This window comes from Nonomuraea sp. NPDC050478, assembly GCF_044458265.1.
In the GTDB taxonomy this organism is placed as follows: Bacteria; Actinomycetota; Actinomycetes; order Streptosporangiales; family Streptosporangiaceae; genus Nonomuraea; species Nonomuraea ferruginea.
Genome location: NZ_JBITHT010000008.1, coordinates 119,159 through 144,899 on the forward strand (window position 1 = coordinate 119,159; position 25,741 = coordinate 144,899).

The 25,741-nt window shown below is 71.3% G+C and carries 19 protein-coding genes and 1 pseudogene; 10 read left to right on the forward strand and 10 right to left on the reverse strand.

From position 1 onward, the window contains the following. Nucleotides 1-7 precede the first annotated feature (7 nt). Nucleotides 8-1,765: an ABC transporter ATP-binding protein gene (locus ACIBF7_RS36340; RefSeq protein ID WP_397199171.1), complete on the reverse strand. Its 1,758-nt coding sequence runs from the start codon at nucleotides 1,763-1,765 to the stop codon at nucleotides 8-10. Between the two features lie 808 nt (nucleotides 1,766-2,573). After that, a complete protein-coding gene (locus tag ACIBF7_RS36345) occupies nucleotides 2,574-4,262 on the reverse strand; it encodes an ABC transporter transmembrane domain-containing protein (RefSeq protein WP_397199172.1) in 1,689 nt (562 codons plus the stop codon). A 145-nt stretch (nucleotides 4,263-4,407) separates the two neighbouring features. Between ACIBF7_RS36345 and ACIBF7_RS36350 the strand changes: the two genes are divergently transcribed. Further along, complete coding sequence (locus tag ACIBF7_RS36350; protein ID WP_148029224.1) at nucleotides 4,408-5,028, forward strand: phosphotransferase; 621 nt, start codon at nucleotides 4,408-4,410, stop codon at nucleotides 5,026-5,028. Between the two features lie 51 nt (nucleotides 5,029-5,079). Here the strand turns inward: ACIBF7_RS36350 and ACIBF7_RS36355 are convergent, their stop codons facing one another. Continuing rightward, nucleotides 5,080-6,027, reverse strand: a complete 948-nt coding sequence (locus ACIBF7_RS36355; protein ID WP_261808303.1) for a DUF234 domain-containing protein — start codon at nucleotides 6,025-6,027, stop codon at nucleotides 5,080-5,082. Nucleotides 6,028-6,703: 676 nt separating this feature from the next. On the opposite strand from ACIBF7_RS36355, the gene ACIBF7_RS36360 reads away from it, so the two are divergent. Further along, a complete protein-coding gene (locus tag ACIBF7_RS36360) occupies nucleotides 6,704-9,427 on the forward strand; it encodes a LuxR C-terminal-related transcriptional regulator (RefSeq protein ID WP_397199173.1) in 2,724 nt (907 codons plus the stop codon). A gap of 45 nt (nucleotides 9,428-9,472) precedes the next feature. Then, nucleotides 9,473-10,381, forward strand: coding sequence for an alpha/beta hydrolase (locus ACIBF7_RS36365; RefSeq protein WP_148029222.1), 909 nt, complete (start codon nucleotides 9,473-9,475; stop codon nucleotides 10,379-10,381). A gap of 37 nt (nucleotides 10,382-10,418) precedes the next feature. Here the strand turns inward: ACIBF7_RS36365 and ACIBF7_RS36370 are convergent, their stop codons facing one another. From ACIBF7_RS36370 to ACIBF7_RS36390, 5 genes are all read right to left on the reverse strand, one after another. Continuing rightward, the gene (locus tag ACIBF7_RS36370) at nucleotides 10,419-11,849 is read right to left on the reverse strand and encodes an MFS transporter (protein WP_148029221.1); all 1,431 of its coding nucleotides are present in this window, start codon (nucleotides 11,847-11,849) and stop codon (nucleotides 10,419-10,421) included. A gap of 71 nt (nucleotides 11,850-11,920) precedes the next feature. Continuing rightward, the gene (locus tag ACIBF7_RS36375; protein ID WP_397199174.1) at nucleotides 11,921-12,409 is read right to left on the reverse strand and encodes a MarR family winged helix-turn-helix transcriptional regulator; all 489 of its coding nucleotides are present in this window, start codon (nucleotides 12,407-12,409) and stop codon (nucleotides 11,921-11,923) included. Nucleotides 12,410-12,507: 98 nt separating this feature from the next. Then, nucleotides 12,508-13,248 carry a succinate dehydrogenase/fumarate reductase iron-sulfur subunit gene (locus ACIBF7_RS36380; RefSeq protein WP_148029219.1) on the reverse strand — a complete coding sequence of 247 codons (741 nt, stop codon included), beginning with the start codon at nucleotides 13,246-13,248 and terminating at the stop codon, nucleotides 12,508-12,510. Then, on the reverse strand, nucleotides 13,245-15,170 hold the full coding sequence (locus ACIBF7_RS36385; RefSeq protein ID WP_148029218.1) for a fumarate reductase/succinate dehydrogenase flavoprotein subunit: 1,926 nt from the start codon (nucleotides 15,168-15,170) through the stop codon (nucleotides 13,245-13,247). Before ACIBF7_RS36385 ends, ACIBF7_RS36380 begins: the two co-directional genes overlap by 4 nt. Beyond that, complete coding sequence (locus tag ACIBF7_RS36390; protein ID WP_397199176.1) at nucleotides 15,167-15,925, reverse strand: succinate dehydrogenase cytochrome b subunit; 759 nt, start codon at nucleotides 15,923-15,925, stop codon at nucleotides 15,167-15,169. Before ACIBF7_RS36390 ends, ACIBF7_RS36385 begins: the two co-directional genes overlap by 4 nt. 135 nt (nucleotides 15,926-16,060) lie before the next feature. Here ACIBF7_RS36390 and ACIBF7_RS36395 point away from each other — a divergent pair, with 135 nt between their 5' ends. From ACIBF7_RS36395 to ACIBF7_RS36425, 7 genes are all read left to right on the forward strand, one after another. Then, complete coding sequence (locus ACIBF7_RS36395) at nucleotides 16,061-16,990, forward strand: LysR family transcriptional regulator (RefSeq protein ID WP_148034272.1); 930 nt, start codon at nucleotides 16,061-16,063, stop codon at nucleotides 16,988-16,990. A gap of 32 nt (nucleotides 16,991-17,022) precedes the next feature. Continuing rightward, entirely contained in the window at nucleotides 17,023-18,153 is a 1,131-nt protein-coding gene (locus ACIBF7_RS36400; protein ID WP_397199177.1) for a PP2C family protein-serine/threonine phosphatase, read from the forward strand. After that, nucleotides 18,150-19,304 (forward strand): ATP-binding protein, encoded by a 1,155-nt coding sequence (locus ACIBF7_RS36405; protein ID WP_397199178.1) that lies wholly within the window; start codon nucleotides 18,150-18,152, stop codon nucleotides 19,302-19,304. Before ACIBF7_RS36400 ends, ACIBF7_RS36405 begins: the two co-directional genes overlap by 4 nt. After that, entirely contained in the window at nucleotides 19,297-19,746 is a 450-nt protein-coding gene (locus ACIBF7_RS36410) for a response regulator (RefSeq protein WP_271280052.1), read from the forward strand. Before ACIBF7_RS36405 ends, ACIBF7_RS36410 begins: the two co-directional genes overlap by 8 nt. Before the next feature lie 191 nt (nucleotides 19,747-19,937). After that, nucleotides 19,938-20,726: a hypothetical protein gene (locus ACIBF7_RS36415; protein WP_148029213.1), complete on the forward strand. Its 789-nt coding sequence runs from the start codon at nucleotides 19,938-19,940 to the stop codon at nucleotides 20,724-20,726. Nucleotides 20,727-20,750: 24 nt separating this feature from the next. Continuing rightward, complete coding sequence (locus ACIBF7_RS36420) at nucleotides 20,751-22,640, forward strand: fumarate reductase/succinate dehydrogenase flavoprotein subunit (RefSeq protein ID WP_397199260.1); 1,890 nt, start codon at nucleotides 20,751-20,753, stop codon at nucleotides 22,638-22,640. Beyond that, nucleotides 22,637-23,389 carry a succinate dehydrogenase/fumarate reductase iron-sulfur subunit gene (locus tag ACIBF7_RS36425; protein WP_148029212.1) on the forward strand — a complete coding sequence of 251 codons (753 nt, stop codon included), beginning with the start codon at nucleotides 22,637-22,639 and terminating at the stop codon, nucleotides 23,387-23,389. The genes ACIBF7_RS36420 and ACIBF7_RS36425 overlap by 4 nt, the downstream gene beginning before the upstream one ends. A 531-nt stretch (nucleotides 23,390-23,920) precedes the next feature. Here the strand turns inward: ACIBF7_RS36425 and ACIBF7_RS36430 are convergent. Beyond that, the gene (locus ACIBF7_RS36430) at nucleotides 23,921-25,261 is read right to left on the reverse strand and encodes a hypothetical protein (protein WP_397199179.1); all 1,341 of its coding nucleotides are present in this window, start codon (nucleotides 25,259-25,261) and stop codon (nucleotides 23,921-23,923) included. Nucleotides 25,262-25,334: 73 nt separating this feature from the next. Next, nucleotides 25,335-25,741, reverse strand: a pseudogene (locus ACIBF7_RS36435) (hypothetical protein); the annotation flags it as partial.

Below are 25,741 nucleotides of genomic sequence, written 5' to 3' on the forward strand. Positions count from 1 at the left end.
GACCGGCTCAGACCGGAGCGCGGTCCGAGGTGCCGTGCCAGCTTTGCCAGAGAGCGGCGTAGGAGCCGCCTTCCGCCACCAGCTCGTCATGGGAGCCCAGTTCGATGATCCGTCCGTCCTCCACCACCGCCACCCGGTCCGCGTCATGCGCGGTGTAGAGCCGGTGGGCGATGGCGATGACCGTGCGCCCGTCCAGCACCGCCGCCAGCGAGCGCTCCAGGTTCCTGGCGGCCCGCGGGTCGATCAGCGACGTGGCCTCGTCCAGCACCAGCGTGTGCGGGTCGGCGAGCACGAGCCTGGCCAGCGCGAGCTGCTGCGAGTGCGCGGGCGAGATCGCCAGTCCGCCCGAGCCGACCACCGTGTCCAGCCCGTCCGGCAGGCCGAGCACCCAGTCCAGGGCGTCCACGGCCGCGAGCGCCTCACGCACCGCCTCCTCGTCGGCGCCGGGCCTGGCGATCACGAGGTTGTCCCGCAGGGTGCCCTTGAACACGTGGTGCTCCTGGGTGACCAAGGCGACGTGCCCGCGCAGCTCGTCCAGCGGCAGGTCCACCAGCGGCACGCCGCCGACCGAGACGGTGCCGGCGCCGGGGCCGTGGATGCCGGCCAGCAACCTGCCGAGCGTCGACTTCCCCGCGCCCGACGGCCCCACCATGGCCAGCCGCTCGCCGGGCCGCACGGTCAGCGACACGTCGTGCAGCACGTCCCGCCCTTCCCGGTAGGCGTAGCGCACCTGGTCGGCACTCAGCAGCTCACCGGCGGGCCGGGCGCCGGAGGGCTCGCGGTCGTCGGGCACGTTCGCGACCCCGAGCAGCCGCGCCATGGCCGCCCCGCCCACCTGGAGTTCGTCGATCCACATGAGAAACCGGTCAAGCGGGTCGACGAGCTGCTGCGCGTAGAGCGCGGCGGAGGTGACCTGCGCCAGCGTCACCCACTCGGCGCTGTAGAGGAACCCGCCGACGAGCAGCGTCGCCACGAGCGGCACCACATAGCCCAGCTCCACCGAGGGAAACCAGACGGTGCGCAGCCCGAGCGTGTAGCGTTCGGCGGCGAACGAACCGGCGATGTCGCGGTCGGCCCGCTCGCGCCGCCGCCGCTCCAGGCCGAGCGCCTCCACGGCCCTGGCGCCCTCGACGGTCTCGGCCAGCCCTTCGGTCATCTCCGCGTACGCGGCGTTCTCGCGAAGATAGCCGTCCCTGGCCCGCCGGAGATACCAGCGGGTGGAGAAGAACAGCAGCGGCGCGGCCAGCAGCATCGGCAGCATGAGCAGCGGGCTGACCAGAACGATCGCGCCCATGGTGATGACGAACGTGACGACCGCGATCAGGGTTTCCGGCACCGCGTGCCGCACCGTCCTCGACAGCGAGTCGACGTCGCGCGACGTGCGGGTGAGCAGGTCGCCGGAGCCGGCCCGTTCCACCGTCGACAGCGGCAGGGCCAGCACCCTTTCGACGAACTCCTCGCGCAGCTCCGCCAGCACCTTCTCGCCCAGCCTGGCCGAGGCCAGCACCGCATACCTGACCAGCACGCCCTGCAGCAGCAGAAACCCCGCGACGCCGGCCGCGAACAGCACCACGTTCACCGCGACGCCTCGTTCGACGTCCTCCACCAGCATGCCGAGCTGCCACGGCACCACCAGCCCGGCGACGGCGGCGAGCGCGTGCAGGGCGAGGGCGGTGGCGAGCCGCCGCGGATACTTCAACGTCAACCGCCGCGCGTAGGCGCGCACCTGCTTCCGATCGGCGACCGGAAGAATCTCGCGGGCCATCCCCGTCACCCCTCCCCTCTCAGCTCGACATCCACTTCTCGTCCCACTCCCTGCCGGCCCCCACCCGATCCCTCGGACTCCCGGCCAGCCCTTCCACCCGATCCCTCAGACTCCCGGCCCGGCCTTCGTCCTAACCCACCCCATCCGGCCTCCGCCGAGGCCGAGGCCGGCCCCTGCCCTCACCCCGAGCCGCCCCGTCCCGGCTCCGCAGCCAACCTCCAGCCGTTCACCCGGAGTCACCCCGTCCCGCCTTCGCAGTCACCGCGCCCACCGCTCACGCGAGCCGACCCGCCCCGCCTTCGCCGTCGCCGCTCTCCCGTTCACCCGGAGCCACCCCGTCCCGCCTTCGCAGTCACCGCGCCCACCGCTCACGCGAGCCGACCCGCCCCGCCTTCGCAGTCACCGCTCCCGCCGTTGCACCCGGGGCCACCCCGTTCCATCTCCGCACTCACCGCTCCCCCGTTCACCCGGAGCCACCCCGTCCCGCCTTAGCAGTCACTGCTCCCGCCGTTCACGCGGGGCCGACCCGCCCTGCCTCCGCCGTCACTGCTCCCGCCGTGCACCCGGAGTCACTGGAGCCCATCTCCGCACTTACCGCTCCCCCCGTTCGCCCGATGCCGCCCTGTCCTGTCTCCGCTCTGCGTCGGGCTCCTCCTGCGGACACGTTGCCTCCCGATGTGCGACCCTTCGCCTCCCGGGGGCCGTGCCGCCCGCGCAGTCCTTGGTCGGGGGCCGTTTCTCCTCTTCGCCGCTGATCCCCTCAGGCCCACCTCTGGAGGTCCGAAACTCCGAAGGGTGCGGGATCTCGTCAGGTCTCCCCTCTCGTGACCGTGGCCGCGTATGCCGGGCAGGTGGTCAGGAGGTCGCGGTGGGTGCCCTCCGCCTGAACCCGGCCGTCCTCGACGTAGATCACGTGATCGACCCGGCCCAGCACCAGCGGGCTGGTCGTGCAGACCAGCGTGGCGCGGCCACGTCGCGCCGCCGCCAGCCGGTCGGCGATGCGCGCCTCGGTGTGGGCGTCGACGGCGCTGGTCGGCTCGACGAGGATGAGCACCTCGGGGTCCGCCAGCAGCGCCCGGGCGAGCCGGAGCCGCTGCTGCTGGCCGCCGGAGAACTCCCGCCCCGCCTCAGCCACCTGCGCGTCGAGCCCGCCGGGCAGCGCCTCGACGATGTCCTCCGCGCACGCCGCGTGCAGGGCCCGGCTGATCAACTCGGGGGTCGCGGTGCCGCGCACGTCCAGCTCGTCCCGGAGGGTCCCGGTGAACAGGCGGGCGCCGTTGTCCGCGACCAGGACGCGCGCCCGGACCTCCTCCACCGGCAGCGACGCCAGGTCGGCGGAGCCGAACGTGACGTCGCCGTCGGAGTAGCGGCCCAGCCGGTCGGCGATGGAGATGGCGTCCTCCGGCCGGGCCGCGGCGAGCGCGGTGAGAGAGCCGGGCTGCAGGGTGACACCACTGTGGCTGTCGCGCAGCACGCCGCCCGCGGTGCTGCCCGTGCCGCCGGTCACCTCCGGCTCGATCGACAGGATCCGCACCACCCGGCGGGCGGCGACGTGTCCCTTGGTGAGCCGGTCGGCCGCCTCGGTGATCGTGCGCATCGGCGCGACCAGGAACACCGCGTACGCGTAGAAGGTGACGAGCTGGCCGACGGTGATCCGGTCGTCGACGGCGAAGGCCGCGCCGACGCTGGTCACGAGCGCGATGAGCAGGCCGGGCAGCACGATCTGGGCGCCTTCGAGCAGCGACTCCACCCGGGCGACGCCGACGCCCGCGTGGCGGGCCCGCTGCGACTCCTCCCGGTAGCGCTCCGCGAACACCTGCTCGCCGCCGATGCCGCGGAGCACCCGCAGCCCGGCCACGATGTCGGCGGACCTGGTGGCCAGGTCGCCGGTCAGGTCGCGCTGATGTTTCTGCCTGCGGTGCAGGGGCCGCAGCAGCGGCCCGACGGCCGCCGTCATCACGGGCACGCCGATCAGCACCATGAGCCCGAGTACGGGCGAGGTCGAGATGAGGATCACGGTGACCGCGACGATCGCCACGACGGACCCGGTGCCGCGCAGCAGGATGTCCATGGAGCTGCCGATGTGCGCGATGTCGGAGTTGCCGACGCTGACCACCTCGCCGGTCGACAGGCGCTTCGACAGGGTGGCGCCGAGCCTGGCCGCCTGCCGGGTGGTGAGCTGGACCGTGCGGTAGGCGGCCGACAGCCAGTTGTAGACGGCGAACCGGTGCCGCATGATCCCGGTGAACGCCTGCACCAGCCCCAGCCCCAGCAAAATGCCCGACCAGGCGAGCAGCGCGCCGGTGTCCTTCAGCCTGAGCGCGTCGATGCCCATGCCGAGCGCGGCCGGGACCAGCGCCTGCGCCAGCCACCAGGTGGTGGCGAAGGCGATGCCGGCCAGGAGGGCGCGGCTCTGCCGCCGCGCGTTCCACCACAGATAGCGGAACGGGCTGCGGATGTCGGGCAGGCCGGGGTCGGCGTCAGGAAGGGAGCGCATAGCCAGTCAACAGTGGCAAAGTCCCTGGTTGATCGGCAATTGATTTATCCCGCAGCGTGTCGATCACCCGACGTTTCGTACAAGATGGGTCAGTCTGGGCGTGCCCCCTCACACCGACCTCAGGAGTACGCCACAATCGTCTCTCGTGGAGCACGGGTACACCAACAGCACGGTCGGAGACGGCGCTCTCGTCGTCAAGTGCTACCAGGGGCCCGACGCCGCCGTCCGGCTCCGGACGGAGGCGCGGTTCCTGCGGCGGCTGCGCAGACGGATGCCGGTGCCGAAGCTGCACGCGGTGACCGACACGAGCGTGAGCATGCACTACATCCCGGGCGTCCACGGTCAGGACCTGCTCGACGAGGGTCACCCTGTCGAGGTGCTCGCCGAGTGCGGTCGCGCGCTGTCCCGGCTGCACCGGATGGGGTTCGTGCACGGCGACTACGGGCCTCAGAACATGCTGTTCGACCCGGAGACGTTCAAGGCGGTGGCGATCCTCGACTGGGAGTGGGCGCATCCCGGCCGGCCGGTGGAGGATCTGGCGTGGTGCGAGTGGATCGTGCGCGCCCACCATCCGGAGCACGTTCCCCACCTGCGTCACTTCTTCGAGGCGTACGGGGGGCCGGTGCCGTCGTGGGAGGAGCGTCACGCGGCGATGCTCAACCGCTGCCGCAACCTGCTGGACTTCGCCGCGCGGTGGGAGCCGGGCGGCGAGGGCGAGAAGCTGTGGCGTCAGCGGATCGACGACACCGCCGACTGGGTCGCCTGACCGTTCCGGCCTCACCGGCCGCGGCAGCCGTCCGGCTCCGGCCCGGCTCATTCAGCCTTCCCTGGGCGTGACCACCGGCTCGCGAATCCCGAAGAGCGTTTCCAGGTCGGCGAGGAGCACGTCGCCTCGGGCGCGGGCCGCCTCGATGAGATCCCGGTGGAATCCCGTCAGCGAGAAGATCGCGAGCGTGGCGGCCGAGGTGTCGTGACCGTGCTGTGAGAGCAGCCCCGCGAGCATGTCCAACCGGTCGAGATCGGCCATGCCCCCCTTGGTGATCGTCGCCTTCGCCTCGCCGACGAGGCCGACGACCGCTCGCCCGCCTCGCTTGTCCAGCGCGATGACGTCGATCTCGTGCCTGGCCCGTCCCCTCCCGTCGTTGACCACGGTCGAGGTGATCTGACCTGCGGCGCCACGCAGCGCGGTGGCCGTCTGACCCCGCAGCCACCCCCTGGCGCACTCCTCGAAGTGCGGGCCGAGGATCCGGGAGTCGAAGGCGGGTCGCGCCCTGCGCCAGGCCTCCGCTCCCTGTCCGGTCTCCACCAGGTCGCGCTGCGGCACGGTGATCAGGTTGTGGAACCGTACGATGGGGTCGACCACGCTGATCACCGGACGGCGCTCCCACAACGGATCGCTGTCGTACCGCAGGTAACCCGCGGTGACCAGCGCCTCGATGGGGCAAGTCAGCGACGTACGCGACAGTTCAAGCAAGCCGCCGATCTTGCTGGGACTCGTCGCCCCACCGGCTACCGCGTTGATGATCGCGTAGTGCAGGGAGCTGCCGGTGAAGCGGGGATCCTCGCGGAGCAGATACTCGCTCTCGCTCTCCGAGAACAGCGCCTGGCTGGAGTCGAGAGCCGTGGCCGCGACCCAGTCGTCCACCTCCGCGAGAGACTGCGGCGGTGGCACGTTGGCCAGGTTGCGGTAACCCGGGGAGCCGCCGTAGACGGCGTGCACCCGCAGGGCCGCGTGCGGATCACCGATGCCCCAGTGGCGAGCCATGGTGGACAGTTGAACGGATGCAGCCGCAGGTCGACGGCGGCGCGACCTCGGAGCGCCTTGGTGCCGGACAACAGTTCGTTCATCACCGAGAGCGCCGAGCCGCATACGATCACCCGACCGCCCTCCGACCCCTCCCCCGCCTGCGACCGGTCATAGAGCAGTTGCAACAGGCCGGGCAGTTCCGGAGAGTGCGCCATCCAGTACGGCAACTCGTCGATCACCAGCAACCCACCCCGGCCCGCTGTCAACTCGATGGCCGTGGTCAGGAGGGTCTCCCAACCGGCGTCCGCCATGAGCCCGGGGTCGATGCCCGCGTACCGCGCGATCTCCGTCGCGAACCGCCGCCTGGCGAGGACCACGCCCTCTTCCACGACCGCCGTGACGTAGAGACCATGCGCGGTTTCGGCCAGGGCGCGCAGCAGGTAGCTCTTCCCCACCCGCCGCCTGCCGGACACCACGGCCAGCCGCAGCCGGCGATCCGGGTGTGCTCGAGAAAGCTGGTCAACGCCGACCATTCCATCTCGCGGGCCAGTACCCGCTGGGGCTTCTGCATCGTGTGCCACCTCATTTGTACGCTCTGAAACGTACTCATTAAGTCACGCGGCCCCATCGGCGATTTCGCCGACTTTACAGCTGGGCCCTTTTCCGGTTGACAAACGCGAGTCACACTCTGGTCATGTCAGAGGGGCTGCATGGCCGAGCCGCCGAGCTGGACGCCGTGCGGCTGCTGCTCGACGCGGCGCGGGCCGGCGACGGCGGCGCGCTGGTATTGGCGGGACCGCCGGGTATCGGCAAGACCGCCGTGCTCGGCCGGGCCGCGTCCATGGCCGGTGGGTTCGCCGTCCTGCGCGCCCGCGGGGTGCCGCAGGAGTCGCGGCTGGCCGGGTCCGGGCTGCACGCGCTGCTGCGGCCGGTGGCGCGGCTGGTCCGGTCGCCGGTGCTGGCGCGGGCGCTGCGGCGGGGCACGGCCGGGGACGGGATGGCGTTGCCCGCCGCGGTGCTGGAGTTCCTGGCCGAGCTGGCGGCGGCCGAGCCGGTGCTGGTGTGCGTGGACGATCTGCACCTGCTCGACGAAGTCAGCAGGGAGGCGCTGTGCTTCGCTGCCAGGAGGGTGGCGGGCGAGCGGATCGCCTTGCTGCTGGCGGTGCGGGACGCGGCCGGGCTGCCGGAGGACGTGCCCGTGCGGGTGCTGGAAGGGCTGGATCCCGCCGCGTGCCGGGCGCTCGCCCACGAGCTGGCGGCGGGCGCGCTCCCGGACGACCTGCGCACCTGCCTGGCGCGACTGGCCGGAGGCAACCCGCTGGCCTGGCGCGAGCTCGTCGGATCGCTGACGCCCGAGCAGCTCGCCGGGCTGGCCGCGCCGCCCACGGGCCTCCCGCCGGGCGGGCGTCTGCACCGCGCGCACGCCGAGCGGCTGGCCCGGCTCCCGGAAGCCACCCGGTTCCTGCTCCTCCTGCTCGCCGCCCATCCGGGGCTGAACGCCGAGACTCTCCGCCGGCGACCCGCCCAGGAGTCCGGCGCAGAGGCGCGGCTGCACCGCGAACTCCTGGCCGCCGGGCCGCCCGCCGTCCTGGCGCCGGCCGAGCGCGCGGGATTGATCAGGGCGGAGGGCGGGCGGTACGGGTTCGCGGACGAGACGGTGCGTGCCGTCGCCTACGCGGAGGCGCCGCCGGCCCGCAGGCGCGCGGCGCACGCCCTGCTGGGCAGGCTCCTCGACGGCGACCGGCACCGGCTCGCCCGCGCCTGGCACCGCGCGCACGCCCTGGACGGGCTGCCCGATCAGCTCGCCGCCGAGCTGGCCGCCGCCGCGTCCGCCGCCACCGCGCGGGGTTACCCGGGCAGGTCCGCCGCGTACGAGCACGCCGCCGAGCTGACCGGCGTCGAGGAGCGCAGGACGGAGTGGCTGGCCGCGGCCGCCCGCCACGCCTGGGTGTCCGGTGACGTGCCCCGGGCCAGGTGGCTGCTCGCGCAGCCGAGGCACCCTCTGGAGGGCCAGGCCCAGCTCATGCGCGGCAGGCTGGAGCTGTTGAGCGGTCACGCCGACAGCGCCAGGGACAAGCTGCTGACCGCCGCCTCCTGCCTGGTGCAGCGCGACCGGATCGACGGCGTCAAGGCGCTGCTGCACGCGGCCGAGGCCAGCTATCTGACCGGCGACATCCGTACCTTCCACGCCATCGCCGGGCAGGTCGCCCTGCTGCGCCGTCCCGACGACTGCGCGAACGCGCAGCTCATGTTCGAGTATCTGCAGGGGATCGCCGCCACGTTCAGCGGCGACCATCGCGCGGCGGCGGGGCCGCTGCGGCGGGTGGTGCGGCTCGCCCCGGCGGTGCGCAGCCCCGTCCCGCTGGTGTGGGCGTGCGTGGCGAGCCTGCTGCTGGGCGAGGACGCGACCGCGCTGGAGCTGTCGGCGCGCGCGGTCGACACGGCGCGCCGGCGCGGCGCGGTCACGCTCGTGCCGCAACTGCTGGAGTCGGTGGTGCAGGCGCACTTCTGGCTGGGCCGCTACCCGTCGGTGGCCGCGCACGCCGCGGAGGGGCTCCGGCTGGCCGAGGCGTCCGGCCAGCCCAACGCCGCCGCCCAGCATCTCGCCTGGCTGGCGCACGCCGACGCGGTGCAGGGCGACGCCGACGCCTGCCGCGACCGCGCCCACCGCGCGCTCGACCTGGCCGAGTCGCACGGCCTGGGCATCGCCGGCGCCCTCGGCACCTGGGCGCTGGCCCACCTCGACCTGGCCGCCGGCAGGCTCGCCGACTCCGCCGCCCGGCTGCGCGGGCACCGTGACAACGACCATGTCGTCGTACGGGTCATGGCCAGCCCGCACTTCATCGAGGCCGCGGCACGTACAGGCGACGACCGGCGCGCCACGGCGGCGCTGCGGGTGCTGGAGCGGTGGGCGGGGAGCACCAGCAGCCCGGACCGGCGCGCGCTCGTCGCGCGCTGCCGGGCGCTGCTCGCCGCGCCCGGCGAGGCGGGCGAGCGTTTCCAGGAGGCCCTGGAGCTGCACCGGCAGGGCGCGTGCCGGTTCGAGACGGCGCGCACCCAGCTCCTGTACGGGGGCGCGCTGCGCAGGGAACGCCGGCCGGGAGCCGCGCGGGAGCACCTGCACGGCGCGCTGGAGACGTTCGAGCGGCTGGGGGCGCGGCTGTGGAGCGAGCGGGCCCGCGCCGAGCTGCGCGCGGCCGGTGAGACCGTGGCCCGCCCGGCGCCCGGCGGCGGCCCCGAGCAGGTGCTGACGGCCCAGCAGCTGCGCATCGCCCGGCTGGTGGCGGAGGGCGCGACGAACCGGGAGGTGGCCGCCCAGCTCTTCCTCAGCCCGCGCACCGTCGACCATCATCTGCGCAACGTGTTCGCCAGGCTGGGCGTGCGGTCCCGGGTGGAGCTGGCGCGGCTGCTGTTCTGACACCGGCGATTCACGCGATGCGGGGACGCGCCGCCCGGTCTGACAATGGCGGCGTTCGCACCCCCCACAGATGGAGTTGCCGACGTGTATCCCCGCAACGCGATCGCCAGACTCGCCGTGGCCGCAGCCCTCGCCTGCGGCGCCCTCACCCTGGCCCAGCCGGCTAGCGCCGCCGGACCGTTCGAGCGCGGCCCGAACCCGACGGACTCCCTCCTGGAGGCGAGCCGCGGCCCGTTCAGCACCTCGGACCAGTCCGTGTCCTCGCTCGTGACCGGGTTCGGCGGCGGTCGCGTCTACTACCCGAACGACACCAGCCAGGGCACGTTCGGCGCGATCGCCATCTCGCCCGGCTACACCGCCTCCTGGTCGAGCCTGTCGTGGCTCGGCCCGCGGATCGCCTCGCACGGCTTCGTGGTCATCGGCATCGAGACCAACAGCCGCTACGACCAGCCGGCCAGCCGCGGCCGCCAGCTCCTGGCCGCGCTCGACTGGCTGGTGGAGGACAGCCCGACCGCCGTGCGCAGCCGCATCGACCCGTCGAGGCTGGCGGTGGCGGGCCACTCGATGGGCGGCGGCGGCAGCCTCGAAGCCGCCGACGACCGCCCCAGCCTGCAGGCGGCCGTGCCGCTGGCCCCGTGGAACCTGACCAAGAACTGGTCGGGCGTCCGCGTCCCCACGATGATCATCGGCGGTGAGAACGACTCGGTCGCCTCGGTCACCACCCACTCCCAGCCGTTCTACGAGAGCATCCCCGCCTCGTCGGAGAAGGCGTATCTGGAGCTGAACGGCGCCAGCCACTTCTTCCCGCAGACCACCAACACCACGATGGCCAAGTCGATGGTCGCCTGGCTGAAGCGCTTCGTGGACGACGACCTCCGCTACGACCCCTTCCTCTGCCCGGCCCCCCGGGGCACCGCCATCGAGGAGTATCGCGACACCTGCCCGCACAGCTGACCCGCTCTTCGACGGCCTCCCCACCCCGGGGAGGCCGTCAGGCCGGCCTGCGCTCCACGAGGTGCTCCGTGGCCGGTGCGGGCGAGCGGAGCACGGTCACCGCGACCACGAGGGCCGTCAGCAGCAGGGCGGCCGCGATGCCGAACGCCAGCCGGTAGCCGCCGGTGAGGGCCGCCGCGTCCGTCATGCCCCGGGCCAGCAGGTCTCCCGTGCGGGACGCGGCCATCGTGGACAGCACGGCCACGCCCAGCGCCATGCCGATCTGCTGGGTGGTGTTGAACAGGCCCGAGGCGAGCCCCGCGTCGTCGGCCCTGGCGGCCGACATGCCGAGCGTGGCCAGCGCGGGCAGCACCAGCCCGCCCCCGGCGATCAGCAGCATGGCCGGCAGCAGGTCGGTGACGTACGACGCCTGGACCGGCACCCGGGAGAGCCAGCCCATCGCGGCCATCAGCAGCGCCAGGCCGGCGATGAGCACGGCACGCGCCCCGAACCGCTCGTTCAGCCGTGCGGACAGGAACAGCGAGATCCCGCCGATCGCGACCGCCGCGGGCAGCATCGCCAGGCCCGTCTCCAGCGCGCTGTAGTCGAGGACCTTCTGCATGTAGAGCGCGACGAGGATCTGGAAGGCGAACATGGCCGAAAGGCCCAGCATCTGGGTCAGGTTCGCGCCGGAGACGTTGCGGGAGCGGAAGACGCGCAGCGGCATGAGCGGGGTGCGGGCCGTGGCCTGCCGGACGAAGAAGCCGGCCAGCAGGGCGACCGACAGCGCGCCCAGGCCCAGCGTGTGGGCCGCCGCCCAGCCGTACTCCTCGATCTTGATGACGGTGTAGATGCCCAGCATCAGGCCGCCGGTGACCAGCGCGGCGCCGAGGGCGTCGGCGCCCGCCGAGAGCCCCGTGCCGCGGTCGGCGGGCAGCACGCGGGCGGCCAGCGCGACGGTGGCCAGCCCGATCGGCAGGTTGATGAAGAAGATCCAGTGCCAGGAGAGCGCGTCGGTGAGCACGCCGCCGAGCACCTGGCCGATGGAGGCGCCGGCCGCGCCGGTGAAGCTGAACACGCCGATCGCCTTGGCCCGCTCGCCCGGCTCGGTGAACAGGGTGACCAGGATGCCGAGGACCACGGCCGCCGCCATGGCGCTGCTCGCGCCCTGCAGGAAGCGGGCGGCGACCAGCATGCCGGGCGTGGTGGCCAGGCCGGCGAGCAGTGACGCGACGGTGAAGAGGGTGTTGCCGGCCAGGAACATCGTCTTGCGGCCGATCAGGTCGCCCAGCCGCCCGGCGAGGAGCAACAGGCCGCCGAAGGGGATCAAGTAGGCGTTGACGGTCCAGCTCAGCCCGGCGGGCGTGAAGCCCAGGTCGTGCTGGATGGCCGGCATCGCGACGGTCACGATGCTGCCGTCGAGGATCGTCATCAGGCTCGCCGCGGACAGCACGATCAACGCGAGCCGGCGGTGCGGGGTGGGCGACATGGCCCCTCCTGTTCATGGGAAACAGGAGAGACCTTAACAGATAGTTTTGTTGTAGACGATCCTTTACAGAACTACTTTCGGGACTGCCTGGCCCTGCGCGCGCCGGGCGCGACCTCCACCGGGGTGGCGAGATGGCCCTCGGCCAGCCGCTTCATCGCCGACAGGAGCATCTCCCGCTCCTTCTCCGGCAGGGCGTCCAGCGCCTCCCGGTGCACGCCGTCCACGATCCGCTGGCTGTGGTGGGCGACCTCGGCGCCCTTCTCGGTGACCGCGATGATGCGGGCCCGCCGGTCGGTGCTGGAGGGGCGGCGCTCCGCCAGGCCCGCCTTCTCCAGGGCGTCGACGGTGACCACCATGGTCGTCTTGTCCATGTCGCCGATCTCGGCGAGCTGGATCTGCGTACGCTCCTCTTCCAGGGCGTGGACGAGCACGCAGTGCATACGCGCGGTCAGGCCGATCTCGGCCAGCGCGGCCGCCATCTTCGTACGCAGCACGTGACTGGTGTGGTCGAGCAGGAACGACAGGTCAGGCTCGGAGCGGCCCGGTGCCATGGCGGTCATGCCGCCAGCCTACTCAACCGTCCCGAACCGGATTATCCCCAACAGGAGCAGGAAAGGGCCGCGCGGTGGAACCGCGCGGCCCTTTCCGGAGAAGCGGGCTACTTGGCGTTGGCCTTGAGGTAGTCGCTGTTCATCTGGGCGATCGTGTCCAGCGGGATGCCCTTCGGGCAGACGGCCGTGCACTCGCCGGTGTTGGTGCAGCCGCCGAAGCCCTCGGCGTCCATCTGGTCCACCATGGCCTTGGCGCGGGACAGGCGCTCGGGCTGGCCCTGCGGGAGCAGGCTCAGGTGGGTGATCTTGGCCGCGGTGAAGAGGGACGCCGACCCGTTGGGGCAGGCCGCGACGCAGGCGCCGCAGCCGATGCAGGTGGCGGCGTCGAAGGCGGCGTCGGCGTCCTCCTTGCGGACGGGCACGCTGTGCGCGTCGGGGGCGGAGCCGGCCGGGACGGAGACGAATCCGCCGGCCTGGATGATGCGGTCGAAGGAGCTCCGGTCGACGACCAGGTCCTTGATCACGGGGAACGGCGCGGCCCGCCACGGCTCGATGGTGATGGTGGCGCCGTCCTCGAAGTGCCGCATGTGGAGCTGGCAGGTGGTGGTGGCCACCTGCTCGCCGTGCGCGACGCCGTTGATGACCATGCCGCACATGCCGCAGATACCCTCGCGGCAGTCGTGGTCGAAGGCGATCGGGTCGTCGCCTTCGAGGATGAGCCGCTCGTTCAGCACATCCAGCATTTCGAGGAAGGACATGTCGGGCGAAACATCCTCCACCCGATAAGTCACCATGCGTCCGCGGTCCTTGGGGCCGCTCTGACGCCAGACCTTCAGGGTCAGGTTCACTTGTAGCTCCGCTGGCTCATCTTGACGTACTCGTACTCGAGCGGCTCCTTGTGCAGCACCGGCGTGCCGTCCGGCGAGTGCTCCCACGCCGAGACGTGCGCGAAGTTCTCGTCGTCGCGCAGCGCCTCCCCGTCGGAGTCCTGCGACTCGGCCCGGAAGTGGCCGCCGCACGACTCGCTGCGCACCAGGGCGTCCAGGCACATGAGCTCGGCCAGGTCGAAGAAGTCGGCCACCCGGCCGGCCTTCTCCAGCGTCTGGTTCAGCTCCTCGGCGACGCCGGTGACCTTGACGTTCTCCCAGAACTCCTGGCGCAGCTCGGGGATGCGCTCCAGGGCCTTGCGCAGCGACTCCTCGGTGCGGTCCATGCCGCAGTAGTCCCACATGAGCTTGCCCAGCTCGCGGTGGAAGGAGTCGGGGGTGCGGGTGCCGTTCACCGACATCAGCCGGTCGATCTTCGTGCGCACCGCGACCTCGGCCGCCGCGACGGCCTCCTCGTCGACGTCACCGAACGGCCCGTCGGCCAGGTAGTCGCCGATCGTGGTGGGCAGCACGAAGTAGCCGTCGGCCAGGCCCTGCATCAGCGCGGACGCGCCGAGCCGGTTGGCGCCGTGGTCGGAGAAGTTGGCCTCGCCGATCACGAACAGGCCGGGGACCGTCGACTGCAGGTCGTAGTCCACCCACAGTCCGCCCATCGTGTAGTGGACGGCCGGGTAGATGCGCATCGGCGTCTCGTACGGGTTCTCGCCCGTGATGCGCTCGTACATCTCGAACAGGTTGCCGTACTTCTTCTCCACGGCGTCGCGGCCGAGCCGGCCGATGGCGTCGCGGAAGTCGAGGTAGACGCCCAGGCCGCCGGGTCCGACGCCGCGGCCCTCGTCGCAGACGTTCTTGGCGGCGCGGGAGGCGATGTCACGCGGGACCAGGTTGCCGAAGGCGGGGTAGATCCGCTCCAGGTAGTAGTCGCGCTCGGCGTCCGGGATGTCGCCGGGGGCGCGGGAGTCGTTCTTGCGCAGCGGCACCCACACGCGGCCGTCGTTGCGCAGCGACTCCGACATGAGCGTGAGCTTCGACTGGTGGTCGCCGGAGACCGGGATGCAGGTCGGGTGGATCTGCGTGTAGCAGGGGTTGGCGAAGTACGCGCCGCGCTCGTGCGCCCGCCAGATGGCGGTGGTGTTGCAGCCCTTGGCGTTCGTGGACAGGTAGAACACGTTGCCGTAGCCGCCGGTGGCGAGCACCACGGCGTCGGCGAAGTGCCGCTCGATGTCGCCGGTCACCATGTCGCGCACGATGACGCCGCGCGCCCGGCCGTCGGAGACGATCAGGTCGAGCATCTCGTGCCGGGTGAACATCTCGACGGTCCCGGCCGCGATCTGCCGTTCCAGCGCCTGGTAGGCGCCGAGCAGGAGCTGCTGGCCCGTCTGGCCGCGGGCGTAGAAGGTCCGCGACACCTGTGCGCCGCCGAACGAGCGGGTGTCGAGCAGACCGCCGTACTCGCGGGCGAACGGCACGCCCTGGGCCACGGCCTGGTCGATGATGTTCACCGAGACCTCGGCCAGGCGGTACACGTTCGACTCGCGGGCGCGGAAGTCGCCGCCCTTCACCGTGTCGTAGAACAGGCGGTAGATCGAGTCGCCGTCGCCGCGGTAGTTCTTGGCGGCGTTGATGCCGCCCTGGGCGGCGATGGAGTGGGCGCGCCGGGGCGAGTCCTGATAGCAGAACGACTTGACGTTGTAGCCGAGCTCGCCGAGCGTCGCGGCGGCGGAACCGCCGGCCAGGCCGGTGCCCACCACGATGACGTCGAGCTTGCGCTTGTTGGCGGGGTTGACCAGGCGGGCGCCGAACTTGCGCTTCTCCCACCGCTCCTCGATGGGACCGGCCGGTGCCTTGGTGTCGCGGATCTCCGCGCCTTCGACGAAATTCACTGGACCACTCCGAACGTGATGGCGAGCGGCGGCGCGAGGAAACCGATGACCAGGACGGCGGAGCCGAGCCCCGCGACCGCGCGCAGCGCCCTGTTCCTGTCGCGGTTGGCCACGCCGAGCGTCTGGAAGGCGCTCCAGATGCCGTGCCGCAGGTGCAGGCCGACCATGGCGACGGCGACGATGTAGAGAAGCGTCACGTACCACCGGGACGGGTCGAACCCGGCGATCATCCGGTCGGCCGGTGAGGAGTCGAAGCCCTTCGGGTTCACCACGCCGAAGGTCAGGTCGAGCAGGTGCCAGACCACGAAAAGCGCGATCGTGATGCCGCCGAACCGCATGATGTGCGTCGCGTACCCCTTGGCCTGCGACTTCTTCCTGGCCGCGTACTTCACCGGACGGGCCGCCGCCGCGCGGCGGGACAGCGAGATCGCGGCCCACATGTGCAGGACGACCGAGACCACGAGGACGATCTCGACGAGGGTGAGCAGGGTCCGGTACGGGGCGATCGGCTCCAGCAGGGTGCGCAGCGCGAGCGCGTACTCATTGAATGAGTCGCGGCCCGCGAAGATCTTGAGGTTGCCGAGCATGTGGCCGACGAGGAAGAGCACCATGACGGCCCCCGTGACGGCCATGACGGCTTTCTTGCCGTTGGACGAGGTCAGGAATCCGCCAGGCCTCTTGGCTCTGGGCTTCTCTTCACCCTTGGGGGGGATAACGGGCGCGGTGGCGGCGCCGCGCTCTATCGTGGCAGTCACGTTCATCGACGCTAGGTAGCCTGCGATGATCCGTCCAAGTCATGAGGGGCCTGGTTTCGATAGCCAGCGGCTATGATGTCTGGTTTGTACGGCATAAGCACGTTCACCGGGCTGGCCGGTTGCGAGGAAAATCACATGCAGTTCCAGCAGTTGGCGTACTTCGTCACCGTGTCCGAGACCAGGCACTTCACCCACGCGGCTGAGCGGATGCGGGTCGCGCAGCCGTCGCTCAGCAAGCAGATCAAGGCGCTGGAGCACGAGCTGGGCGCGCCGCTGTTCTCCCGGGCGCGCGGCAACGTCACGCTGACCCCGGCCGGGGAGGCGCTGCTGCCGCTGGCCCGCCGGATGCTGGCCGACGCCGACACCGCCAGGCAGGCGGTCGCCGAGCTGGCCGGGCTGCGCCGGGGCCAGGTGCGGCTGGGCGCGACGCCCTCGCTCTGCGCGGGGCTCATGGCCGACGCCCTGGCCCGCTTCCATCACTCGTACCCGGGGATCGGCCTGCTGGTCGAGGAGGGCGGCTCGCGCGACCTGGTGCGCGCGCTGGCGCGCGGCCAGCTCGACATGTCGCTGATCATCATGCCGCTGCAGCACGACGACCCGTCGCTGGTGACGGAGGAGATCCTGCGCGAGAACCTGGTCGTGGCCTCGCCCGCCGCCGAGCGGCCGCGCAAGCCGTACCTGCGCATCGACGAGCTGCGCGGCAGGCCGCTGGTGATGTTCAGGACCGGCTACGACCTGCGCGACGCGACGCTGGCGGCCTGCCGGCAGGCCGGGTTCGAGCCCCGGTTCGCGGTCCAGGGCGGTGAGATGGACGCGGTGCTGCGGTTCGTGGAGGCGGGGCTGGGCGTGGCCGTGGTGCCGTCGATGGTGCTCGACGGGCGGCCGGGGCTGGCCGGCACGCCGCTGGCGCCGCCCGGGCTGAGCCGGACCATCGCGCTGGCGCACCGCAAGGACGTGGAACCGATCAGGGCCGCGCAGGCGTTCCGGGCGACGCTTCTCTCTTACGTGATCGAAGCAGGGCAGGAAGGCACCCTTCCACAAGGGGTCGAGCTCATCGCAGAATGAGCAGCACGGCCTCAATCTGCGGAAGGGCGTGCGTGACCGCGACTCTGGACGAAACGCTGACGCTGCTCCTGGTGGAGGACGACGCGGGAGACGCGTTCCTCGTGGAGGAGTTGCTCATGCAGGCCGAGGCGCCGCCCAGGATCACCTGGGTGCGGAGCCTGGAGGAGACGAAGGCCCAGCTCGGCCCGCAGATCCAGTGCGTGCTCGTCGACCTCTCGCTGCCCGACGCGACCGGCCTGGAGGCGCTGCAGCACGTGCTGGACCTGGCGCCGCACGCCGCGGTGCTGGTGCTGACGGGGTTACGCGACGTTCACGTCGGGGTCGCGGCGGTGCAGGCGGGCGCCCAGGACTACCTGGTGAAGCAGGACGTCGACGCCCGGCTGCTGGCCAGGGCCATCCGCTACGCCATGGAGCGCAAGCGCGCCGACCTGGCCCAGCGCCGGCTGGTCGAGGCCGAGCTGACCGCCAAGGAGAACGCCCGCCTGGAGAACGGCCTGCTGCCCGTGCCGCTGCTGCGCACCCGCGAGCTGCGCCACGCCACCCGCTACCTGCCCGGCTCGCAGGGGCAGCGGCTGGCCGGCGACTTCCTGGACACGGTGCAGACGCCCGACGGCTCGGTCCACGTGATCGTCGGCGACGTGTGCGGCCACGGGCCCGACGAGGCCGCGCTCGGGGTGGCGCTGCGCATCGCCTGGCGCACCCTCGTCCTCGCCGGGCAGACCGGCGACCTGCTGCTGCGCACGCTCGACACGCTGCTGCGGGCCGAGCGCAGGGCCCCGGAGATCTTCACCACGCTCTGCATGGCCACGATCGCGCCCGACCTGGCGAGCGCCCGGATGCGGGTGGCCGGCCACCCGCCCCCGGTGCTGGTGCGCGACGGGGTGGTCGAAGTCGTCGAGGGCGCGCCGTCCGGCCCGCCGCTCGGCATCTTCCCGGACGCCCAGTGGGCGGTGCTCGACGTGCCGCTGGGCGAGCGCTGGTCGATGATGCTCTACACCGACGGGCTGATCGAGGCCGCCGTCGGCGGCGAGCTGCTCGGCGTGGAGGGGCTCGTCGAGCTGGTACGGCTGCACGGCGCGATCGACATCGACCGGCTCATCGGCGAGGTCGGGACTCTCAAGGACGACCTGGCGGCCGTGATCGTCAGCAGGGGCGAGACATGAGCATCAACCCGCTTCCCCCCGCCAAGCCGCCGACCGGCGTCGGCAGGGTGCCGATAGCGCGCTGGTTCGTCTTCGCCGGGGCGGCCACCGCGGCGGCGTTCCTGGCCGGCGTGGCGCTCATCATGCTGATGATCGCCCAGGCGCGCGAGCTGGACCCCAACCCGGAGGTGGCCGCGCAGATCGACCGGCTCAACGTCGCGCTCGTGGTGCTGTTCGTGGTGATCCTGGTCGCCGGTGTGGCGCTGGCGTTCATCGTGCGCTTCACCGTGCTCGACCCCATCGCCCGGCTGACCGAGCAGGTGCGCACGGTCGCGGGCGGCGACTTCGACCACCGGCTCGGCGTCGAGCGGCCCGCGGAGCTGGCCGAGCTGTCGAGCCACATCGACTCCATGCGCAGGCGCATCCTGTCGGCCTGGCGCACCGCCTCCGACCAGGCCGACGAGCTGCGCCGCTCCAACGGCGAGCTGGAGCAGTTCGCGTACGTGGCCAGCCACGACCTCCAGGAGCCGCTGCGCAAGGTGGCGAGCTTCACCCAGATGCTGGAGCAGCGGTACGAGAACGAGCTCGACGATCGGGCCAGGCAGTACATCCACTACGCGGTCGACGGCGCCAAGCGCATGCAGCTGCTCATCAACGACCTGCTCGACTTCTCCCGCGTGGGCCGGGTGGGCGGCGAGAAGGCGCCCATGGACAGCGGCGTGGCGGTGCGGGCGGCGCTGGACAACCTGTCGGCGGCCATCGAGGACGCCGGGGCCACGGTCACCACGGGCGAGCTGCCCCGGGTGACAGGCAGTCCGAGCCAGCTCACCCAGCTGTTCCAGAACCTCATCGAGAACGCGGTCAAGTTCCGCGGCGACGAGCCGCCGCACGTCCGGATCGAGGCGGTCGAGAGAGACGGCATGTGGGAGTTCAGCTGCTCCGACAACGGCATCGGCGTCGATCCCAAGTACGCCGACCGCATCTTCCTGATCTTCCAGCGGCTGCACCCGCGCGACGTCTACGCCGGCACCGGCATCGGCCTGGCGCTCTGCCGCAAGATCGTCGACTATCACGGCGGCCGGCTCTGGCTCGACGGCGACTCGGGCGAGACCGGCGGCCGCGGCACCACGTTCCGCTGGACGCTGCCCGCCGCCGGTGACGACGATGCCTGACTGGCGGCCTGTCGAGGTGCTCCTGGTGGAGGACGACCAGGGCGACGTGCTGATCACCCGGGAGGCGTTCGACCTCGGCAAGCTGCGCAACCGCCTGCACGTGGTGGGCGACGGCGAGCAGGCGATGGCGTTCCTGCGCCAGGAGGGGGCCCACGCGGGCGCGCCGAGGCCGGACCTCGTCCTGCTCGACCTCAACCTGCCCAGGAAGAGCGGCCTGGAGGTGCTCAGGGAGGTGAAGGCCGACCCGGTACTCAGGACGATCCCGGTGGTCGTCCTGACGACGTCGAAGGCCGAAGAGGACGTCGTCCGGAGTTACCGGCTGCACGCCAATGCATACGTGGCTAAACCCGTAGATTTTGGGCAATTCATAAGGGTTGTCCGTCAAATCGATAACTTTTTTGTGACTGTGGTGAAGTTGCCTTACCAGGGACAGCGCCCCTGACGGGATACGTGACAGGAATCACAGCGTGAGCAGGAGAAAGTGAGTGACCGTCCTCACAAATCGCGATGCGCTCGTCGTAACGTATGCCACACCAACTGCGCGCCCGCGCGGCATAGTCACCGCCGAACGCGCCTAGAAGAACGACCCGGACCCCAGGCGTGCGGGGTCCGCGGGAGGTGGAGAGGTCCGCGATGACCCAGACGACGCCCGATGCCCCAGCGAGAAAGCAGCGTGCCCAGGTCAAGGTGCGCACGCTGCGCACCGACCGGTGGTGGCTCACCCCGCTGCTGGTATTCCTCGGGCTCAGCTCATTTCTGATCTACGGTGTGTGGGCGATCCTCGACACGAGCAACTTCGCCGAACCCTACATCGCCCCCTTCGCCGCACCCTGTCTGACCACGCAGGAGGTCTGTGACGGCGCGCGGCTGTTCGGGTGGGCGCCCGTCGGCGACTGGTACGCGCTCCCGCCGGGGCTGCTGATCCTCGGCCTGCCGGGCGGGTTCCGGCTGACGTGCTACTACTACCGCAAGTCCTACTACCGCTCGTTCTGGCTGTCGCCCGCCGCGTGCGCGGTGCAGGAGCCGCACGGGAAGTACACCGGTGAGACCCGCTTCCCGCTGATCATGCAGAACATCCACCGCTACTTCTTCTACTTCGCGCTCCTGATCGGCGCCATCCTCACCTACGACGCCGTGCTGGCCGTCGTGCACAAGCCGATCGGCCTCGGCAGCTGGATCCTGATGCTCAACGCCGTGCTCATCCTCGGCTACACGCTCGGCTGCCACTCCTGCCGTCACATCACCGCGGGCCGGCTCAACCACTTCTCCCGTCACCCGCTCCGCTACCGGGCCTGGACCTTCGTCTCCAAGCTCAACGCCAAGCACCAGCAGTGGGCGTGGGCCTCGATGTTCTCCGTCATGGGCGCCGACCTCTACGTCCGCCTGGTGGCCAAGGGCATCATCGCCTTCCCGTTCGCGTAAGGATCAGTTCAAGTGGATAACTCGATCAACATCGAGCGTCACGAGTACGACGTGGTCGTCATCGGCGCGGGAGGCGCCGGGCTGCGTGCCGCCATCGAGGCCCGCCAGCAGGGCAAGCGCACGGCGATCGTGTGCAAGTCGCTGTTCGGCAAGGCCCACACCGTCATGGCCGAGGGCGGGGCCGCCGCCGCGATGGGGAACGTCAACTCCGACGACAACTGGATGGTGCACTTCCGCGACACCATGCGGGGCGGCAAGTTCCTCAACAACTGGCGGATGGCCGAGCTGCACGCGAAGGAGGCGCCGGACCGGGTCTGGGAGCTGGAGGCCTGGGGAGCGCTCTTCGACCGCACCAAGGACGGCAAGATCAGCCAGCGCAACTTCGGCGGCCACGAGTATCCCCGCCTGGCGCACGTCGGCGACCGCACCGGCCTGGAGATGATCCGCACGCTCCAGCAGCGCGTGGTGGCCCTCCAGCAGGAGGACCACGAGCAGCACGGCGACTACGAGGCCTACATCAAGGTCTTCCAGGAATGTACGGTCACGCGCCTGCTCAAGGACGGCGACCGGATCTCCGGGGCGTTCGGCTACTGGCGCGAGACCGGCAGCTTCGTCCTCTTCGACGCGCCCGCCGTGGTGCTGGCCACCGGCGGCATCGGCAAGTCCTACGTGGTCACCTCGAACTCCTGGGAGTACACCGGTGACGGTCACGCCCTGGCCCTGCTGGCCGGCGCGAACCTCATCAACATGGAGTTCATCCAGTTCCACCCCACCGGGATGGTCTGGCCGCCCTCCGTGCGCGGCATCCTCGTCACCGAGTCGGTCCGCGGCGACGGCGGCGTGCTGCGCAACTCCGACGGCGAGCGCTTCATGTTCAAGTACATCCCCGAGGTGTTCAAGGACAAGTACGCCACCACCGAGGAGGAGGGCGACCGCTGGTACACCGACCAGGCCAACAACCGCCGGCCTCCGGAGCTGCTCCCCCGTGACGAGGTGGCCAGGGCCATCAACGCCGAGGTGAAGGCGGGCCGCGGGTCCCCGCAGGGCGGCGTCTACCTGGACGTGTCCACCCGCCTCCCGGCCGAGGAGATCAAGCGGCGGCTGCCGTCGATGCACCACCAGTTCAAGGAGCTGGCCGACGTCGACATCACCGCCGAGCCCATGCAGGTGGGCCCGACCTGCCACTACATCATGGGCGGCGTCGAGGTCGACGCCGACACCGGCGGCGCGTCCGTACCCGGGCTGTTCGCGGCCGGCGAGGTGTCCGGCGGCATGCACGGCTCCAACCGGCTCGGCGGCAACTCGCTGTCGGACCTGCTGGTGTTCGGCCGGCGCGCGGGCGCCGGCGCCGCGGCCTACGTGGACGCGCTGCCCGCCCGGCCCAAGGTGGCCCAGGAGCAGGTGGACGCGGCCCGCACCGAGGCGCTGGCGCCGCTCGAGCGCTCCAGCGGCGAGAACCCGTACGAAGTGCACCACGAGCTCCAGCGGACCATGAACGAGCTGGCCGGCATCATCCGCAAGGCCGAGGAGCTGACCGAGGCGCTGGAGGTCGTGGAGAAGCTCAAGGAGCGCGTGCAGCTCGTCGGCGCGGGCGGCTCACGCATCTACAACCCCGGCTGGCACCTCGCGCTCGACCTGCGCAACATGGTCCTCGTGTCGGAGTGCGTGGCCAAGGCCGCGCTGATGCGCGAGGAGAGCCGCGGCGGCCACACCCGCGACGACCACCCGGGCATGCGGCCGGAGTGGCGGCGCAAGCTGCTGGTCTGCTCCACCGAGGACGGCGGGTCCATCACGGTCGAAGAACAGGAGCAGCCCGCGATGCGGGACGACCTGATCACTCTGTTCGACCGCGACGAGCTGAGCAAGTACCTCACCGACGACGAGATGGACGAGTTCGACAGGATCGCGCAATGAGTTACAAGGCGAAGTTCAGGATCTGGCGCGGTGAGAGCGGCGAGGGCAAGCTCGAGGACTTCACCGTCGAGGTGAACGAAGGCGAGGTCGTCCTCGACATCATCCACCGGCTCCAGGCGACCCAGGCCCCCGACCTGGCCGTGCGCTGGAACTGCAAGGCCGGCAAGTGCGGCTCCTGCTCGGTGGAGATCAACGGCAAGCCGCGGCTGAGCTGCATGACCCGCATGTCGACCTTCGCCGAGGACGAGACGATCACGGTGACGCCGATGCGCACCTTCCCCGTCATCAAGGACCTCGTCACCGACGTCTCGTACAACTACCAGAAGGCCAGGGAGGTGCCGTCCTTCACGCCCCCGGAGGGCGTGCGGCCGGGCGAGTACCGGATGCAGCAGGTCGATGTCGAGCGGTCCCAGGAGTTCCGCAAGTGCATCGAGTGCTTCATGTGCAACAACGTCTGCCACGTGGTCCGCGACCACGAGGAGAACAAGCCGGCCTTCTCCGGGCCCCGGTTCCTGATGCGGATCGCCGAGCTCGACATGCACCCGTACGACGTGGCGGACCGCAAGGAGTCGGCCCAGGAGGACCACGGGCTCGGCTACTGCAACATCACCAAGTGCTGCACCGAGGTGTGCCCCGAGCACATCAAGATCACCGACAACGCGCTGATCCCGATGAAGGAGCGCGTCGCCGACCGCAAGTACGACCCGCTGGTCTGGCTCGGCAGCAAGATCTTCAAACGCGCCAAGTAACACCCTCGGAAACGCGGCGGGCCTTGTTCCCGCCGCGTTTCCCATCTCCAGCACCGTCCTACCGGCAGTTGCCCGGAACACGCCGTACCCGCTGGGAACAGGCGCTCCGCCGGGAACGAGCCGCGCTCACCACGAACAACCCCTGCGCCGGAAACACGGCCTGTTCACGGCGAACGAGCCCCCACCGAGAACACTCCTCGCTGGGCGAGAACGGACACGCTCGCCCGAAACCGGCGCTAAGCCCGAAACCCGCCTTGCTCGCCGGGAAACGCCGCGCTCACCGCGAAAGAGCCTCCGCCGAGAACACGCTCTGCTCGCTGTGAACGGACACGCTCGCCCGAAACCCGCCTGCTCCCCGCGAACGAGCCCGCCGCCGGGAACACGCCGCGTTCGCCGCACTCAGCCCGGAACGAGGCGCTCGGCCGGAAACACGCCTTGCCGCCGTGAACAAGCCCTCGCTCGGAACCTGCCGCGCTCACCGTGAACGGACACACTCGACCCGGAACGCGCAGTGCTCGCCGCAGGCGCGTGTCAGCGGGGGTGGCGTCCGCGCTCGTCCGGACCGTGATCGTCGTCGGGGAAGCGCTGCACGATCGTACGGTCGAGGTCGGACGGCGGGTTGCCTGTCGTCCGCGGGCCGAACCAGGGCTCGGAGTCACCAGATTCGGCAGCCGAGGCCGGGCCCAGAGGCCGATCCGGGGTGTCCTCGTACGGGGCCGCGCCGCCCGGCGGGATGTCGGAGGACGGCGGCTCCGGCGCGATCAACGGCTCGAACGGCGCCCGGAGTTGTTCCCTCTCCGCTTCACCCGGCTGGTGACCATACGATTCCCTGGTCGCCTCACCCGGCTGGTGCCCCGACGAGTCCCTGCCCGCCTCACCCGGCTGGCGACCGTACGCGTCCTCGCCCGGCTGGTGACTGTACGAACCGTACTGGTCGGGAGCCAGGACGACGGGACCCTGCTCGGGCATGGGGGCGGGCGCGGTGTGGGGGGCGTTCGGGTCGTGGTAGACCGCGCCGTACTGGACCTGCCCGCTCGGGAACGTCTGGACGGGCACGAAGCTGATGATCGGCGCGTACGCGGTGCCGCCAGGGTAGCCGGGGGCCGCGACGCCCGCGGTGGCGTAGCCGGGCCCCGCCGGGTAGCCCTCGGCCTGGTGCGGGTACGGGCCGGGCTGCTGAGGATAGCCCCCGGGGTAGGCCCCGGCCTGCGGACCTGCCTTGCGCACGGCCGCGGCGTGAGCCATCCGGCGCAGCCGCCCCTCGAAGATCAGCACCGCGAACAACGCCAGCAGCACCATGATCAGCGCCGGGATGCTGAGCCGCTGGGTGAGACTGCGCTGGTCGTACTCCGGCGCCGCGTTGCGCACCTCCAGCTGCACCGTGTCGCTCTCGACGGAGGCGGCGTCGGTGGAGAGCGCGGGTGTCGGGGTGTCGGTGCCGGCCACGGTGGGCATCTGCACCGACTCTTCGGCCGACGACGTGACGGGGTCCGGCACCTCCTGCGGCGTCTCCTCCGGCAGTTGCTGCGGCGGCGGGGCCACCGACTGCGTGACCGGCGCCGGGTCGGGGGCCTTGGTCGTCTTGGTCTTCGTCGGCTCGGGAGCCTTGGTCGTCTTGGTGGGCTTCGCGGTGACCGTCTTGGTGATCGTGGTCTCGGGCTGCTCCGGCTCCGGGGTCGGGGTCGGGAGCGTGGTGGTGATCGTCACGGTGGTCTGCGGCGGGCACTCCTGCCCGACGTCACACGGCTCCACCGGGTCCAGCGCCGTAGCCGAAGCCGTCGCGCCCGCGCCGACGAACGGGATGACCCCGATGCCGGTTAACCCGATAGCGAGCACCATGGCGGAGACGGCCGTCGCTCGTTTGCGTGCCACCTGTGCCCTCCGCGATTGGCGAATCCACGGTCAAGGGAATACTAGTCGGGTCAAAGGAACAGTAAAGACGGATCTAGAATACCTTTCTCCGCATACGCCGGGCCTGTGCCTTGGCGACTGCCCAGAGTCCCACGAGCAACACCCCGATCCCGCCCGCCACGTACGGCAACCCGCCGACCCCGGCCAGCGGATTCGTCCTCTCCGCGGCTCGTACACTCACCTGCGCCCCGTCGACGGTCCTCGGCAGCGGCGCCCCGGGAACCACCTCCTGCGCGGCCTCGACCGGCGGCGGAGCCACCTCGGGCAGCTTCACCTCGCCATGCTGATGCGTCCGATCCGGAGCCGCGGGCCACTCGCCCGCCCCGTCCTCCAGCGAAGGCTCCTGAAGCTCGGCCCCCCACCCGTGCTCCTCCGCGCCCTTACCGGCCTCACGCCCGCGCTCCTCCGCGCCCTTACCGGCCTCACGCCCGCGCTCCTCCG

Coding starts and splice junctions, on each gene's coding strand:
- ACIBF7_RS36415 (WP_148029213.1), top strand. CDS start 19,938: ATGACCCAGACGACGCCCGATGCCCCAGCGAGAAAGCAGCGTGCCCAG.
- ACIBF7_RS36405 (WP_397199178.1), top strand. CDS start 18,150: ATGAGCATCAACCCGCTTCCCCCCGCCAAGCCGCCGACCGGCGTCGGC.
- ACIBF7_RS36355 (WP_261808303.1), bottom strand. CDS start 6,027: ATGGCTCGCCACTGGGGCATCGGTGATCCGCACGCGGCCCTGCGGGTG.
- ACIBF7_RS36345 (WP_397199172.1), bottom strand. CDS start 4,262: ATGCGCTCCCTTCCTGACGCCGACCCCGGCCTGCCCGACATCCGCAGC.
- ACIBF7_RS36370 (WP_148029221.1), bottom strand. CDS start 11,849: ATGTCGCCCACCCCGCACCGCCGGCTCGCGTTGATCGTGCTGTCCGCG.
- ACIBF7_RS36360 (WP_397199173.1), top strand. CDS start 6,704: ATGTCAGAGGGGCTGCATGGCCGAGCCGCCGAGCTGGACGCCGTGCGG.
- ACIBF7_RS36365 (WP_148029222.1), top strand. CDS start 9,473: ATGGCGGCGTTCGCACCCCCCACAGATGGAGTTGCCGACGTGTATCCC.
- ACIBF7_RS36375 (WP_397199174.1), bottom strand. CDS start 12,409: ATGACCGCCATGGCACCGGGCCGCTCCGAGCCTGACCTGTCGTTCCTG.
- ACIBF7_RS36340 (WP_397199171.1), bottom strand. CDS start 1,765: ATGGCCCGCGAGATTCTTCCGGTCGCCGATCGGAAGCAGGTGCGCGCC.
- ACIBF7_RS36425 (WP_148029212.1), top strand. CDS start 22,637: ATGAGTTACAAGGCGAAGTTCAGGATCTGGCGCGGTGAGAGCGGCGAG.
- ACIBF7_RS36395 (WP_148034272.1), top strand. CDS start 16,061: ATGCAGTTCCAGCAGTTGGCGTACTTCGTCACCGTGTCCGAGACCAGG.
- ACIBF7_RS36410 (WP_271280052.1), top strand. CDS start 19,297: ATGCCTGACTGGCGGCCTGTCGAGGTGCTCCTGGTGGAGGACGACCAG.